Source organism: Clostridium sp. TJA032, from assembly GCF_058310275.1.
In genome coordinates this window covers 1,013,210-1,028,994 of sequence record NZ_JBZEFB010000001.1, presented here as the reverse complement: position 1 = coordinate 1,028,994, position 15,785 = coordinate 1,013,210, and the positions used below count along the sequence as shown (strand labels likewise).

The window sequence follows — 15,785 nt, the reverse complement described above, 5'->3', positions numbered from 1 at the left end:
GTTATTGTTGTTGTAATATGCTTTTTAGCAACTTTAGTACCAATTATATTTATGTAAAGATAGGAGTGAATATATGTTTTTAAAATCTCTTGAGATAAGGGGATTTAAATCATTTGCTGATAAAACAGAATTAAGCTTTAAAAAAGGAATAACAGCTATAGTTGGACCTAATGGAAGTGGAAAGAGTAACGTATCTGATAGTGTAAGATGGGTTTTAGGAGAACAAAGTGCTAAAACCTTAAGAGGGGCTAAAATGGAGGACGTTATATTTACCGGCACAGAGTATAGAAAGCCTATAGGTTATGCTCAAGTTTCTTTAACTTTAGATAATTCCTTAGGAGAGCTTCCTTTAGATTATTTAGATGTAAAAGTTACAAGAAAATTATTCCGTTCTGGAGAAAGTGAATATTTAATAAATAATTCTCCTTGCAGACTTAAAGATGTTGTGAACCTATTTATGGACACAGGTATAGGGAAAGAAGGTTATTCTTTAATTGGGCAAGGTAAAATAGATAGTATATTAAGTGGAAAGCCTGAAGAGAGAAGAACCATTTTAGAGGAAGCAGCAGGAATTGTGAAGTTTAAATCTAGAAAAGGTGAAGCTGAAAAAAAATTAAAAAATACTGAGGAAAATTTAGTAAGAATAAATGATATTATTTTTACTTATGAAGAAAGATTAGGTCCTTTAGAGGAAGAAAAAAATAAAGCTTTAAAGTATTTAGAACTTTCAAATGAGTTAAAGCATAAAGAAATATCTTCTATTATGAATGAACTACTTAATGTAGATAGCATTATATTTAAACAAAAGGAAAAAATAGATGGATTAATATCTTTAAATGCAAAAGAAAAAGAAAAATACAAAAAAGAAAGAGAAAAAATGTTCTCTTTAAAGGAAGATCTAGATTCCTTAGAAAAAGAAAATTCAAAAAGACAAGAAGAGTATTTTTCTAAGAAAGAGGAAATAAATAAAGCTTTAGGAAATATAAATCTTTTAGAAGAAAGAATTAAAAATACAGGCCATTTAATTTTAAAAAATAAAGAGGATTTAAAAGAAAATAAGAAAAAGTTAAAAGCTTTATTTAAAGAAAAAGAAGAAATAGAAAAAGCTTTTTTAAATAGTAAAAAAACTCTAGAAACAGATTTAAAAGAAACTGCTTCTTTAGAAAATTATGTTAAAGAACTTGATTTAAAAGTAGTATCTACAGAAAAAGAAATTAAAAAATTAAAGGAATTAGAGCTAGAGAATTTTAAAAAGATTTCTTCAATAAAAAACAAAAGAGAACTTTTAAAAAATGAATTAAAGAACTTAGAAGAAAAAATATCTTCTTCAAAAAATAAAGAGTTGAGTTTAAATAACTCTTTAAAAATAAATTTGGCAACTAGTTTAAATCTTCAAAAGGAACTTCAAGTTATAAGTGAAGATAAAAAGTTTAAAGAAGAAGAATTAAGAAAAAAAGAAGAAGAATTTAAAAAGGGAATAGCTTCTATTAGAGAAACTCAAGAAAAGCTTAAAATAATTTTATCTAAATTAAATAAGCTTGAAGCTAATAAGGATTTTTTAAATAAGCTAGAGAAGCAATATGAGGGATATAATACTTCTGTAAAAAAACTAATGTCAAGTATAGAAAATGGCAAGGTTAAAATAAGTAAGAATAATTGTAGGGTTTTAGGGGGAATTCTAGAAACTAAAGTTGGATATGAAACAGCTATTGAAATTTCATTAGGTGGAAGTATTTCTAATATTATTACAAAGGATGAAGAAGAAGCTAAAACTCTTATAAAATACTTAAGAGATAATAAGTTAGGAAGAGCTACATTTTTGCCTTTATCAATAATAAATGGTAAATCCTTAGAACTTAGTAAAAATGTCATAAAAAGTGAAGGATTTTTAGGGATAGCTTCAGAACTTGTAAGTTTTAATAAGATTTATAAAAATATTGTAGATTATATCTTAGGAAAAACTATAATATGCGACAATATAGATAACGCTATAAAGATAGCGAAAACTCTTAATTATAGATATAAGATAGTTACATTATCTGGAGAGGTTATAAATTCAGGAGGAGCTCTTACAGGAGGAAGTATTTATCAAAAGAATACAGGTATTATTTCTAGAAAAAATGAGGTTAAAAATTTAACTCTTGAATTAGAAAAAATAAAGAGTGAGGAAAATAATTTTTCTAAAGAATTAGATTTATTAAATAAAAATCAAGAGGATTTAGAAATAAAAAAACAAGAGATAATAAATAATATTTATGAGAAAAATTTAGAGTTAGCAGATTTAAATAATAAGATTAAAAGTATCAATGATGAAACCTTTAAAATTAAAAATTCAATTAAATCTTTAGAATTAGATTTAAAAGAAGCAGACAATAAAAAAGAAAAAATTTTAAAGGAAGTAGAAGTTATTGATGAGAAAATTCTCTTATTTAAAGAAAGTGAAAAAAATTCTTTAGAGAAGGTAAATTTCTTAGAAAAAGATAAGGATAATCTTTTAGGAGAATTTATAAAAAGTAAAGAGGATTTAACCTTAAGAAAAATAAATAATGCAAAGGTTAAAGAATCTTTAGAAGGAAAAGAAAAAGATTCTTACAGGATAAATTCTAATATAAAAGAGTTACAAGAAAAAGAAAGTAATATAATTGATAATTTAGAAAGTATAGAAATAAATAAAGAAAAAAGTGAAAAGGAAATATCATCTTTAAAAATTTTTGTTAAAAAAGAGCAGGAAAAAGTTCTTTCTTTTCAAGAGAAATTTAATTTATTTGATATTAAAAAGGGAAAGCTAAAGGAAGAGTTAAATTCTACTGAAAATAAATTAGAAGTTCTTTCTGTTGAAATAGCTAAAAGAGAAGATGAAATCCATAGAAATGATATAAGTTACACAAAGCAAGAAAACGAGAAAAATATTTTAAATAAAAGGCTTTTTGAAGAATTTAATACAAGTTTTGAAGAAGAAAAAGAAAAGTTTAATCCTATTGAAGATATAAATTCTCATAAAATAAGAATATCAAATCTTAAAAGTAAAATAACAAGTTTAGGAAATGTAAATGTAAATTCTATTCATGAGTTTAAGGAAATATCAGAAAAGTTTAATTTTATGGTTAATGAAAGAGAGGATTTACAAAAAGCAAAAGAGGAACTTTTAAATGTTATAGAAGAAATGACCTCTAAAATGAAAGTAGTTTTTAGACAGAATTTTAATATTTTAAATATGTTATTTGATGAAACCTTTAAAGAGTTATTTAAAGGGGGAAGTGCAAAGCTTGTATTAAGTGATGGAGATGAACTTACAGGAAATATAGATATAAATGTTCAGCCACCAGGTAAAAAGCTTCAAAATATTAATCTTATGTCAGGAGGGGAAAAGGTTCTGTCTGCAATAGCATTATTATTCTCAATATTAAAGATGAAACCTACACCTTTTTGTATCTTAGATGAGATTGAAGCTGCATTAGATGATGCAAATGTAAGAAGATACGCTGAGTTTTTAGGAAGATTTAGAGATAAAACTCAATTTATAGTAATAACTCATAGAAAAGGTACAATGGAAGCTGCTGATGTTATGTATGGAGTTACTATGGAAGAGAAGGGTATATCTAAAATTGTTTCAGTTGACTTAGATAAATAAGGAGGACAAAAATGTTTGGAAAATTATTTGATAAATTAAAAACAGGTTTAACAAAGACAAGAGATAACTTAACAGATAAAATAAATGAAGCTTTAAATTTAGCTGTAACTATAGATGATGATATGTATGAGGAACTTGAAGAAGCTCTTATAATGTCTGATATAGGAATGGAAACAACTGTTGAGATAATTGATAGATTAAAAGCTAAAATAAGAAAAGAAAAAATAAATGATGTTGAAATGGTTAAACCAGCCTTAAAAGAAGTTATTGCAGAAATGATGTTAGAGGGTGACTTTGAAGAGGACGAAGAAGATAATGAAAAAAAAGTTATGCTTATAATAGGAGTTAATGGAGTTGGTAAAACTACATCAATAGGTAAAATTGCTGCTAGAAATAAGAATAATGGTAAAAAAGTTTTATTAGCTGCAGCAGATACTTTTAGAGCAGCTGCTATAGACCAATTAGATATATGGAGTAAGAGAGCTGAGGTTGATATAGTTAAACATCAAGAAGGTTCAGACCCAGCAGCAGTAGTTTTTGATGCAGTACAGGCAGCTAAGGCTAGAGATGTTGATTTATTAATATGTGATACAGCAGGAAGACTTCATAACAAGAAAAATCTTATGGATGAGTTAGCTAAAATAAACAGAATAATAGATAGAGAATTAGGAGATAGAAAAAAGGAAACTCTTTTAGTATTAGATGGTACAACAGGACAAAATGCAGTTATACAAGCGAAGCAATTCATGGAAGCTTGTCCTATTGATGGAATAATACTAACAAAATTAGATGGAACAGCTAAGGGTGGAGTTGTTATATCTATTAAAAATACTTTAAATATACCAGTTAAATATATTGGTGTTGGAGAAGGTGTAGAAGATCTACAAAAATTTAATGCTAAGGAATTTGCTGAAGCATTATTATAAAAAAATATTTTTTAAATTTTAATCATAAATAAAATAAATAGCAGTCTATGCTAGATATAATAAGCTTTGTGAGAATAAAGATAAAAAAATAAGTGTTAAGTAAAAATACTTGACACTTATAAAATTATTTGTTATTATCTTATTCGTGAGCAAGGTGGTTATATGGAGAATAGATTTGAAATATCAATATTAATAGATTACTATGGAACATTGCTTACGGAAAAGCAGTTTAATGTTATGACCCTTTATTATAATGAAGATTTGTCATTAGCAGAGATTGCTGAAATTAATAAAACCAGTAGGCAAGCAATTTATGATTTAATCAAAAGATGTTGTAAGCAACTTCATTCTTATGAAGAAAAACTTAATTTATCAAAGAAATTTGATAAAAGGTATAGAATTAAGGAAGAGCTTATGGCAGAATTAAATAAGAACTCTAATTTAAAGGATGATTTGAAAAAATATATAGATGAAAAATTAGAGGAAATTATAAACGCTTAGGAGGGTTAAGCATGGCTTTTGATGGATTAGCGTCTAAGTTACAAGACACGCTTAAAAAATTAAAGGGTAAAGGTAAGCTAACAGAAAAAGATATAAAAGAAGCCATGAGAGAAGTAAAGCTTGCTCTTTTAGAGGCAGATGTTAACTTCAAGGTGGTTAAAAAGTTTATATCAAGTGTTAAAGATAAATGTGTTGGTGAGGAGGTTTTAAACAGTTTAACTCCAGGTCAACAGGTTATTAAAATAGTAAATGAAGAACTAACAACTCTTATGGGAGAAACTGAAAGTAAATTAAAATATTCAGACAATGGCCCAACGGTATTTATGTTAGTAGGTCTTCAAGGTGCAGGTAAAACAACTATGGCAGGAAAACTTGCACTACATTTAAGAAAGAAAAACAAAAAGCCATTACTTGTGGCTTGTGATATATATAGACCTGCAGCTATTAAGCAATTACAAGTTGTAGGAAAACAAATAGATATACCAGTATTCTCAATGGGAGATAAAGTTAAAGCTGTAGACATTGCTAAAGCTGCAATAGAACATGCAAAAGACAATGGAAATAACGTTGTTATAATAGATACTGCTGGTAGACTTCATATAGATGAAGAGTTAATGCAAGAGTTAAAGGATGTTAAAGAAGTTTCAAAACCTAGTGAAATATTATTAGTTGTAGATGCTATGACAGGACAAGATGCTGTTAATGTAGCTGAAACTTTTAATAACTCTCTAGACCTTTCAGGAATAATACTAACAAAATTAGATGGTGATACAAGAGGTGGTGCAGCTCTTTCAATAAGAGACATTACTGGAAAGCCAATTAAGTTTGTTGGTGTTGGTGAAAAGATGAGTGATATTGAAGTATTCCATCCAGATAGAATGGCTTCAAGAATTTTAGGTATGGGAGATGTACTTTCTTTAATAGAAAAAGCTCAACAAGCTATTGACCAAGATGAAGCAAGTAAGTTAAGTGAAAAAATGTTAAATCAAGAATTTAACTTTGATGATTACTTGTCAGCTATGGATCAGATGAAGAAGCTTGGACCTATAAATAAATTAATAGAAATGATTCCAGGTGTTAATACTAAAGAACTAGAAGGTATTGATTTTTCTCAAGGAGAAAAGCAAATGGCTACAGTTAGGGCAATCATTCAATCTATGACAGCTAAGGAAAGAAAACAACCTTCTTTAGTAATAGGAAATGGTTCAAGAAAAAGAAGAATAGCTAAAGGTTCTGGTACAACAGTACAAGAAGTAAATAAAGTTTTAAAAGGTTATGAAATGATGAAAAAACAAATGAAACAAATGAAGTCATTTCAAAAAAATGCTAGTAAAAAGGGATTTTTAAGTAAACTTCCTTTTATGAAATAAATTGAACACACTTTTGAAGGAGGTGAAAATGTAATGGCAGTTAAAATAAGATTAAGAAGAATGGGTGCTCACAAAGCTCCTTTCTACAGAGTAGTTGTTGCTGATTCAAGAAGTCCAAGAGATGGAAGATTCATCGAAGAAATAGGATACTACAACCCAGTTGCTAAGCCAGAAGCTGAAGTTAAAATAGATGCTGAAAAGGCTGCTAAGTGGTTAGGTAATGGTGCACAACCAACTGATATAGTTAAAAAATTATTCAACCAAGCTGGTATAAAATAATTTTCCTAGGGGGTGAATCTACTTATTTTTAAGTAGGAATAATATGAAGGAATTAGTTGAAATAATTGCTAAGTCACTAGTAGATAAGCCTAATGAAGTTCATGTAAATGAAGTATTAGGAGAGGAATCAATCATATTAGAACTAAAGGTATCACCTGAAGATATGGGAAAAGTTATTGGAAAGCAAGGTAGAATTGCTAAAGCTATAAGAACAGTGGTGAAAGCTGCTGCAATTAAAGAAAATAAAAAAGTTGTAGTAGAAATCATCTAAAAAGAGTTAGGGGAATACCTAACTCTTATTTTATATACAGAAAAGGGGTGTAATAATGGAAGATTTATTAGTAGTTGGCCAAATAATAAATACTCATGGGTTAAAGGGTGAAATGAAAGTTATGCCTTTAACTGAAGATATGAGAAGATTTGATTACTTAGAATACGTTATCTTAAAGGGTAAAAAAGTTAAAGTAGAGGGCGTAAAATACTTTAAAGACAAGGTTATACTTAAACTAGAAGGAATAAACTCAATAGAGGAAGCTGAAAAGTTAAAAAGAACTTATTTAGAAATAGAGCGTGAAGATGCTATAGACCTTGAAGAAGATGAATATTTTATTGTAGATTTAATTGGATGCACTGTTATAGATACAGAAGGTTTTGAGTATGGAAGAATAAAAGATGTAATACAAACACCAAGCAATGATGTATATTGGGTTCAAGGGAAAAAAGAAGTTTTAGTTCCAGTACTTAAAGATATAGTTTTAGATATTAATATGGATGAAAAATTAATAACTATAAGACCTTCTAGGGAGTGGCAATATGAAGATTAATATTCTTACTTTATTTCCAGAAATGTTTGATATATTTAATCATAGCATAATTGGAAAGGCTAGAGAAAATGGTCTTTTACATATAGAAACTTCAAATATAAGAGATTATACTTTAAATAAACATAAAAAAGTAGATGACTATCCTTATGGTGGTGGAGCAGGAATGGTTATGACTCCACAGCCTGTTATAGATTCTATAAAGGCTATTAAAGAAAAGAATAAGGGTAAGGTTATATTTTTAGGACCTAGAGGAAAAACTTTTAATCAAGAGATGGCAAAGGAGCTTTCTAAAGAAGAGGAACTTATCTTTGTATGTGGCCATTATGAAGGAATAGACCAAAGGGTTTATAAATATTTTGATTTAGAAATTTCTCTTGGAGATTTTGTTTTAACAGGAGGAGAAATGGCTTGTATTCCTGTTATTGACAGTATAGCTAGATTAGTTCCAGGAGTTTTAGGAAGTGAAGAAAGTTTTCAAGATGAAAGTTACTATGATGGGACTTTAGAATATCCACAATACACAAGGCCTTTTGATTTTGAAGGAGAAAAAGTGCCGGAAGTACTTATATCAGGTCATCATGAAAATATAAGAAAATGGAGAAGAAAAGAAGCGCTTCTTATTACAAAAGAGAGAAGACCTGATATGTTTGAAAAAATTAAACTTTCAAAAGAAGATATAAAATTGTTAAAATCAAAATAAATATGTTGATTAAAAAATACAAGTGTGGTAGAATAAACTTCGTGCTAGTACCGGCGGTCCTCTGTCACAGAGTGTGTTAAGAACGTCAAAATTTTATAGAATATCAAGGAGGAATGCACAATGAACGAAATCATAAGAGCAATCGAAAAAGAACAAATCAGAGAAGATTTAACTCAATTCAACATAGGTGATACTATAAAGGTTCACGTTAAAATTAAAGAAGGTAACAGAGAAAGAATACAAGTATTCGAAGGAACTGTTATCAAAAAGCAAAACGGTGGATTAAGAGAAACTTTCACAGTAAGAAGAGTTGCTTACGGTGTAGGTGTTGAAAGAACTTTCCCAATAAATGCTCCAATCATCGATAAGATTGATGTTGTAAGAAGAGGTAAAGTAAGAAGAGCTAAATTATTCTACTTAAGAGATAGAGTAGGTAAAGCTGCTAAAGTTAAAGAGTTAACTAGATAATTTTTTAAACATAAACTGGGACTAGTGAATAGTCCCATTTTTTGTTTTATAAAAATATTAAATTTTTGTTTAGAACAACTAGAAGTTTGTTTATATAATATATTAAATAATAATAAAAGCAGGAAGGATGATTTATTATGGCAATAAACTGGTTTCCTGGCCATATGGTCAAAACAAAGAGAGAAATACAAAATAATTTAAAGCTTGTAGATGCAGTTATAGAGATTAGAGATGCTAGAATACCTAGATCTTCTAAAAATCCAGATATAGATACTCTATGTGCAGGTAAGCCTAGAGTAATACTTTTAAATAAAAGTGATTTAACTGACCCTAAAATAACAAAAGCATGGAAAGATAGTTTAACTAATGATGAAACAATTGTTTTAGAAGTAAACGCTTTAAAAGGAGAGGGACTAAATGCTATTAAGCCTGCACTTTTAAAACTTTTAAAAGAAAAGCATGATAGGTTAAAAGCTAAGGGATTAGCTAAAATAACTACTAGAGCTATGGTTGTTGGAATACCTAATGTAGGTAAGTCAACCTTTATAAATAAAATGGCTAAAAATAATATAGCTAAAACTGGAGATAGACCAGGAGTTACTAAAAATAAACAATGGATAAAAACTAAGTTAGGTATAGAACTTATGGATACTCCAGGAGTATTATGGCCTAAATTCGAGGATGAAACTGTTGGGCTAAATTTAGCTTTTACAGGTGCTATAAAAGACGAAATAATGGATACTGAAGAACTAGCTCTTAAATTAGTTGAAAGACTTCAAGAAACAAATAAAGAGGAATTAATGACAAGATACAAGCTTACAGAAATTAAAGAGAATCCTTTAGATAATTTAGATGCTATAGCTAGAAAAAGAGGAGCTATAATGGCTGGTAATCAAATAGATTATAACAGAATTGCAGGAATAATTTTAGATGAGTTTAGAGGCGGAAAAATAGGAAAAATATCTTTAGAAAAACCAGAATAGGAAGTAGGGTTTATTATGGATAATTTAATAAAAGATATAAGAGAAAATCTAAATACATATTCTTTTAAAATTATAAATGAATTAGTTAAAAAGATAGACATAAACAAAGAAAATAAAGAACAAATAATTGAACTTTCTTCTTTATTAAAATCTGATAAAAGAAAAAATGTTATATCTTTAGGAAATAAATTAGAAAAACAAGTAAATAATCTTATTAAAGAAGAAGAAAGAGTTAAAAATATGTATCTTTTTGATAAGAGTTTTGGAGAATATAAATACATTGCTGGTGTTGATGAAGTGGGGAGAGGTCCTTTAGCTGGGCCTATAGTTTCAGCAGCAGTTATATTAAATTCTAGTGATTTAGATGATTTAATTCTTTATATAAATGATTCAAAAAAATTATCAGAAGAAAAAAGAGGAGAATTAAATGAAATTATAAAAGAGAAAGCCTTAAGTTATTCTATTTCAGTTTGTGATAATAAGGAAATAGATGAAAAAGGCATAGCCTATTGTAATAATGAAGTTTTTATAAAAGCTTGTGAAGGGCTTAAAATAAAGCCTGATTTAGTTCTCTCTGATGGGTATTTAATAAAAAACTTTAATGGGGAAAATAAACATGTTATAAAAGGAGATACAAAAAGTGCTTCCATAGCTTGTGCTTCAATTATTGCAAAAGTTTATAGAGATAATATTATGAAAAAATATGATGATATTTATAAAGAATATGATTTTAAAAAGAATGTAGGGTATGGAACTAAAGCTCATGTTGAAGCTTTAAAAGAATTTGGTCCTACAGAAATTCATAGAATGAGTTTTTTAAAGAATATTTTATAATTAAGGCCTAAAGGCATCTTTTAAAAAATTTATTTCGTAATTAGAATTTTTATAATTTAAATAAACTTCAATAACATCAAATCTAACATAATAATTGTATAAATTTTTTCTTTGCAAATAATATTTTGCAACTTTTATTATTTTAGTTTGTTTAAGGCAGGTTACAGATTCCTTTGCTTTCCCAAAGGTTTTTGAAAACCTGCTTTTTACTTCTACAAAAGATATTATATCATCTTTTATAGCTATAATATCAACTTCTCCAAAGGGACAAGTGAAATTTTTATTTAAAATCCTATACCCTTCTTTTTCTAAAAAATTTATACTTAAGCTTTCCCCATAATATCCTATTTCTTTATTATATTTTTTCATTTTAATCACCTCTTTTTAATTTTTAACAAGGAATAAAAAATTTAAACCTTTTAAAATTTTAATGATTAAAAAATTTTTTTATGGTTAGTATGATTTTTAAGTATATCTTAAAAGGTTGGTGATTTTAATATGTCTGTAACTTTAAAAAGTTCAGCTTTATTAGGTATTGAGGGAATAGTGGTTAATATAGAAGTAGATATAAGCAAAGGGTTACCAAGTTTTACTTTAGTTGGATTAGCAGATACCTCTCTTAAGGAAGCTAAAGAAAGAGTAAGAGCAGCCATTTTAAATAGTGGATATGAATTTCCTTTAGGAAGAATAACTATAAATTTAGCACCAGGAAATATAAGAAAAAGTGGAACTTATTTTGATTTAGCAATAGCTTTAGGTATTTTAATTGAAAGTGGGCAGATAAAGGGAGAGGACTTAGATAAAACTATATGCTTAGGTGAATTATCTTTAGATGGGCATATAAGAGGAGTTAAGGGAGCTTTATGTTCTGTAATATCAGCAGAAGAAAAAGGAATTTATAATTTTATAATTCCAAAGGAAAACTTAGAAGAATGTTCTTTTTTAGAAGAGGTAAATTTATATGGTTTTAATACCTTAAAAGAAGTTGTTGGATTTTTGTCTTATAAGGATTTAAAACCTTATAAAAGAAAAGATAATTTATATAAAGTTAGAGAAGATAATTCTTTTAACGAGATATGTGGGCAAGAAAGTGCAAAAAGGGCTATGATAATTGCCGCTTCTGGAAATCATAATATTATATTGCAAGGACCACCAGGTTCTGGGAAAACTATGTTAGCTAAAGGAATTAAATCCTTAATGCCAGAGTTAAGTAGACAAGAAATTTTAGAAACAATAAGAATCTATAGTGTTTCAGGAAAGTTAAATGAATTTAAGAAAGGAATTGAGAGACCTTTTAGAAGTCCACATCATACTACAACAAAGGTGTCTTTATTAGGAGGAGGAAGAGATTTAAAAGTAGGAGAGATAACTTTAGCTCATAATGGAATTTTATTTTTAGATGAACTTTTAGAATTTGAAAAAGGGATTTTAGAATCCTTAAGGGAGCCTATAGAAAATGGAGAAATAACTTTATCTAGAAATTTAGGAAGCGTAACTTATCCTTCAGAAGTTATGTTAATAGGAGCTTTTAATCCTTGTCCTTGTGGTAATTATTTAAGTGGATATGAAGAAAGAGTTTGTACATGTAGTGAATATGAAAAAATTAGATATAGAAACAGATTATCTAAAGCTATGATGGATAGAATAGATATATTTACTTCTTTAAGATACGCCTCTTATAATGAGTTAAGCTTAAAAAATAAAAAAGAAAATTTAGACCTATTAAGAGCAAAAATTAAAGAGGCTAGAGAAAGACAAAAATTTAGATTTAGAGATTTAGATATAAATTATAATTCTCAAATGAAGCACTCGCATATTCAAAATTTAATTAAGATAAATAGTGAATGTGATGAGGTTTTAAGTAAAGTGTATGCAAAATTTTGCTTAAGTAGTAGAGTTTTAGATAGAATTATAAAACTATCTAGAACCATAGCAGATTTAGAAGGAAAGGAAAACATTGAAAGAAAAAATATATATGAAGCTATTAATTATAGAAAGAATTTAGAGGGAGATATAATATAATGAAGGAAGTTGATTTAAGTTATAAATTATGGTTTGGAAGTTTAGCTATTTCAAATAATATAAAGATAGAACTTTTAAATCAATTAGGAAATGAGGAAAATATATACATACATAGAAAAGATATAGAGAAAACAGGGATTAAATGTGCTAGTAAATTTAAAAATGACCTTAATATAGATTTGAATCATAGAATAATTAGTGATATAAATAAAAAAGAATATAAAGTAGTAACATATTTAGATGATAATTATCCAAGTAGGCTTAAAAATATAGACGAACCACCTTATATTTTATTTTATAAAGGTGATTTAGAAAAGGTTGAAGATTATAGTATATCAATTGTAGGTTCAAGAAAATGTGATTTATATGGAAAAAGGTGTGCGTCCTATATAGCTAAAGAATTAGGAAAAGCTAATATTAGAATAATAAGTGGAGGAGCCTTTGGAGTAGATACTGAAGTTCATAAAAAATGTGTTGAAGAGGGTATATATAACATTGCAGTTTTTGGGTGTGGTATAAATATAGATTATCCTGTTTATAATAGAGAATTGTATAAAAAAATAATTAAAAATGGATGTATACTTAGCGAATTTTTTCCTGATACAAAACCTCTTAAATATAATTTTCCTAGGAGAAATAGAATAATAAGTGGTTTGTCAGAAGCTACTATAGTAGTTCAAGCTGGGGAGAAAAGTGGGTCTTTAATAACTGCAAATTATGCTATAAATCAAGGTAAAGATGTATATGCAGTACCAGGAGATATATTTTCTTCTTTAAGTAAAGGTTGTAATAATCTTATAAAAGAAGGGGCTTATATTTTTAGTAGTGTAAATGAATTTTTAAATTCCATACCTTTTAAAATAAAAAAAGAAGGAAATTGTAATAAAACTGGCAAAAAAGAGGAAATTTCAGAGATTAATAATTTGCTTTTAAACATATTAGAGAATAATATTCTACATATAGATGATATTATAAGAGTAACAAATATTGACACATCTATTATATATGAGTTATTATGTGAATTGCAATTTGAAAATAAAATAGAAGTTATACCAGGAGATTATTATACAAAAATAATATGATAGTTTGAGGGGGTGAACACTCTGAATTTAATTCGGGGTTTACGATGGGTCAAAAATTAGTAATTGTTGAGTCACCAGCTAAAGCTAAGACTATAGAAAAATACTTAGGTAAAAATTATGTAGTTGAAGCTTCAATGGGACATGTAAGAGATTTGCCAAAAAGCCAATTAGGCGTTGATATAGAAAATGAATATAAGCCTAAGTATATAACTATACGAGGAAAAGGAGAACTTTTAAATAAACTTAGAAAGTTAGCTAAAAAAAGTGATAAGATATATCTTGCAACTGACCCTGATAGAGAAGGGGAAGCAATATCTTGGCACTTAGCTAACGTGCTTAAGATAGATGAAAACGAAAATTGTAGAATAGAATTTAATGAAATAACAAAGGATGCAGTTAAAAACTCTATAAAACATCCAAGAAAAATAAATTCTAATTTAGTAGACGCTCAACAAGCTAGGAGAGTATTAGATAGATTAGTTGGATATGAAATAAGTCCACTTTTATGGAGAAATGTTAAATGGGGATTGAGTGCTGGAAGGGTTCAATCAGCGGCATTAAAACTTATATGTGATAGAGAAGAAGAAATTAAAAAATTTAATCCAGAGGAATATTGGACTGTTGATGTAAAACTTAAAAAGGGCAGAAAAACTTTTCCTGTTAAATTAACAACAAAAAATAAAAAGAAGATAGAAATAAAAAATAAAGAAGAAGCAGATGAAATAATTACTGAGCTTAAAGAAAATGAATATGTAGTAAACAAAATAAAAAAAGGAACTAAAAATAAAAATCCTTTAGCTCCTTTTACAACAAGTACTCTTCAACAAGAGGCTAGTAAAAAGCTTAACTTTATGACTAAGAAAACAATGTCAGTAGCTCAGCAACTTTATGAAGGAGTTGAAGTTAAAAAGTTTGGAACTGTAGGTTTGATAACTTATATGAGAACTGACTCTGTTAGAATATCAAAGGAAGCTCAAGATAAGGCTTTAAATTTTATAGAAGAAACATATGGAAAAGAATACATTCCTACAGAGCCTAGAGTATATAAGGGAAAGAAAAATATACAAGATGCTCATGAAGCCATAAGACCTACATATGTTGAAATAACACCAGAAATTGCTAAAGCAAATTTAAGCAATGAACAATATAAATTATATGCTTTAATATGGAAAAGATTTATAGCAAGTCAAATGGCAACTTGTATTTTAAATACAAATAGCTTAGAAATAAAAAATGGTGAATATATTTTAAGAGCTAGTGGTTCCACAATAAATTTTGATGGGTTTATGAAAGTTTATGAATATGTTTCAGGAGAAGAGGAAGAATCAGTTCTTTTACCTGAATTAGAAGAAAATGAAGTTTTAAAGGAAGAATCTATTGAAGGAAAACAACATTTTACTCAACCACCTGCAAGATATTCAGAAGCTGCTTTTGTTAAGCTTTTAGAAGAAAAGGGGATAGGAAGACCTAGTACTTACGTTCCAACAATATCTACTTTAATTAGCAGAAAATATGTAGAAAGAGAAAAGAAAATATTAATACCTACAGAATTGGGTTTTATAGTAAATGATATACTTTCAAATTATTTTAAGCAAATAGTAGATACTGATTTTACAGCAGAAATGGAAGTTAAGCTTGATAATGTAGAAGCTGGAAATGAAAGTTGGACTCATATAGTAGATGAATTTTTTACTCCTTTAAAAGAGGATATAGAAAAAGCTGAGAAGGAAATATCTAAAGTTATTATAGAAGATAAGGTAAGTGATGTGCCTTGTGATAAGTGTGGAAGACTTATGGTTATTAAGCATGGAAGATTTGGAGACTTTTTAGCATGTCCTGGCTATCCTGAATGTCAAAATACAAAACCTATAGTTGAAGAAGTTGATGCAAACTGTCCTTTGTGTGGAGGAAAGGTTTTAGTTAAGAGAAGCAAAAAGGGAAATAGATTCTATGGATGTAGTAATTATCCTGAATGTAATTTTGTAAGTTGGTATGAACCAACAAATGAAAAGTGCCCAGAGTGTGGTTCTTATATGGTAAAAAGATATTCAAAAAGTAAGGGAGAGTATTTACAATGTAGTAATAAAGAATGTAAATACGAAAAAGTAATAGAAAAAGTAAATGATGACAATAAGGAAGAAAAGTAATTTAGTGCCTAACTCGCA

At 27.9% G+C, this 15,785-nt stretch carries 15 protein-coding genes; 14 read left to right on the top strand and 1 reads right to left on the bottom strand.

Features of this window, described 5'->3' with window-relative positions; genetic code table 11:
* The first annotated feature begins 73 nt into the window (after window positions 1-73).
* From smc to rnhB, 11 genes are all read left to right on the top strand, one after another.
* Window positions 74-3,631, top strand: a complete 3,558-nt coding sequence (smc, locus tag AC4FRL_RS04690; protein ID WP_491139057.1) for a chromosome segregation protein SMC — start codon at window positions 74-76, stop codon at window positions 3,629-3,631.
* Window positions 3,632-3,642: 11 nt separating this feature from the next.
* Window positions 3,643-4,557, top strand: a complete 915-nt coding sequence (ftsY, locus tag AC4FRL_RS04685; RefSeq protein ID WP_491139056.1) for a signal recognition particle-docking protein FtsY — start codon at window positions 3,643-3,645, stop codon at window positions 4,555-4,557.
* 162 nt (window positions 4,558-4,719) lie between these two features.
* Window positions 4,720-5,058, top strand: a complete 339-nt coding sequence (locus AC4FRL_RS04680) for a putative DNA-binding protein (RefSeq protein WP_491139055.1) — start codon at window positions 4,720-4,722, stop codon at window positions 5,056-5,058.
* An 11-nt stretch (window positions 5,059-5,069) separates the two neighbouring features.
* Window positions 5,070-6,428, top strand: coding sequence for a signal recognition particle protein (gene ffh, locus AC4FRL_RS04675; protein WP_491139054.1), 1,359 nt, complete (start codon window positions 5,070-5,072; stop codon window positions 6,426-6,428).
* A gap of 33 nt (window positions 6,429-6,461) precedes the next feature.
* Window positions 6,462-6,707 carry a 30S ribosomal protein S16 gene (gene rpsP / locus AC4FRL_RS04670; RefSeq protein ID WP_491139053.1) on the top strand — a complete coding sequence of 82 codons (246 nt, stop codon included), beginning with the start codon at window positions 6,462-6,464 and terminating at the stop codon, window positions 6,705-6,707.
* Window positions 6,708-6,750: 43 nt separating this feature from the next.
* Entirely contained in the window at window positions 6,751-6,978 is a 228-nt protein-coding gene (locus AC4FRL_RS04665; protein ID WP_491139052.1) for a KH domain-containing protein, read from the top strand.
* A gap of 55 nt (window positions 6,979-7,033) precedes the next feature.
* Window positions 7,034-7,531 (top strand): ribosome maturation factor RimM, encoded by a 498-nt coding sequence (gene rimM, locus AC4FRL_RS04660; protein WP_491139051.1) that lies wholly within the window; start codon window positions 7,034-7,036, stop codon window positions 7,529-7,531.
* Window positions 7,521-8,231: a tRNA (guanosine(37)-N1)-methyltransferase TrmD gene (gene trmD / locus AC4FRL_RS04655; RefSeq protein ID WP_491139050.1), complete on the top strand. Its 711-nt coding sequence runs from the start codon at window positions 7,521-7,523 to the stop codon at window positions 8,229-8,231. Before rimM ends, trmD begins: the two co-directional genes overlap by 11 nt.
* Before the next feature lie 120 nt (window positions 8,232-8,351).
* Window positions 8,352-8,699 (top strand): 50S ribosomal protein L19, encoded by a 348-nt coding sequence (rplS, locus tag AC4FRL_RS04650; protein ID WP_491139049.1) that lies wholly within the window; start codon window positions 8,352-8,354, stop codon window positions 8,697-8,699.
* A 137-nt stretch (window positions 8,700-8,836) separates the two neighbouring features.
* Window positions 8,837-9,682 (top strand): ribosome biogenesis GTPase YlqF, encoded by an 846-nt coding sequence (gene ylqF / locus AC4FRL_RS04645; RefSeq protein ID WP_491139048.1) that lies wholly within the window; start codon window positions 8,837-8,839, stop codon window positions 9,680-9,682.
* A 15-nt stretch (window positions 9,683-9,697) separates the two neighbouring features.
* Window positions 9,698-10,516 carry a ribonuclease HII gene (rnhB, locus tag AC4FRL_RS04640; protein ID WP_491139047.1) on the top strand — a complete coding sequence of 273 codons (819 nt, stop codon included), beginning with the start codon at window positions 9,698-9,700 and terminating at the stop codon, window positions 10,514-10,516.
* Here the strand turns inward: rnhB and AC4FRL_RS04635 are convergent, their stop codons facing one another.
* Window positions 10,517-10,885 carry a YraN family protein gene (locus AC4FRL_RS04635; RefSeq protein WP_491139046.1) on the bottom strand — a complete coding sequence of 123 codons (369 nt, stop codon included), beginning with the start codon at window positions 10,883-10,885 and terminating at the stop codon, window positions 10,517-10,519.
* A gap of 129 nt (window positions 10,886-11,014) precedes the next feature.
* Between AC4FRL_RS04635 and AC4FRL_RS04630 the strand changes: the two genes are divergently transcribed.
* From AC4FRL_RS04630 to topA, 3 genes are read left to right on the top strand one after another with little or no spacing between them, the layout of a single operon-like run.
* Window positions 11,015-12,538 (top strand): YifB family Mg chelatase-like AAA ATPase, encoded by a 1,524-nt coding sequence (locus AC4FRL_RS04630; protein WP_491139045.1) that lies wholly within the window; start codon window positions 11,015-11,017, stop codon window positions 12,536-12,538.
* Complete coding sequence (gene dprA / locus AC4FRL_RS04625) at window positions 12,538-13,620, top strand: DNA-processing protein DprA (RefSeq protein ID WP_491139044.1); 1,083 nt, start codon at window positions 12,538-12,540, stop codon at window positions 13,618-13,620. Before AC4FRL_RS04630 ends, dprA begins: the two co-directional genes overlap by 1 nt.
* Before the next feature lie 44 nt (window positions 13,621-13,664).
* Window positions 13,665-15,767 (top strand): type I DNA topoisomerase, encoded by a 2,103-nt coding sequence (gene topA / locus AC4FRL_RS04620; protein WP_491139043.1) that lies wholly within the window; start codon window positions 13,665-13,667, stop codon window positions 15,765-15,767.
* The last annotated feature ends 18 nt before the right edge of the window (window positions 15,768-15,785 follow it).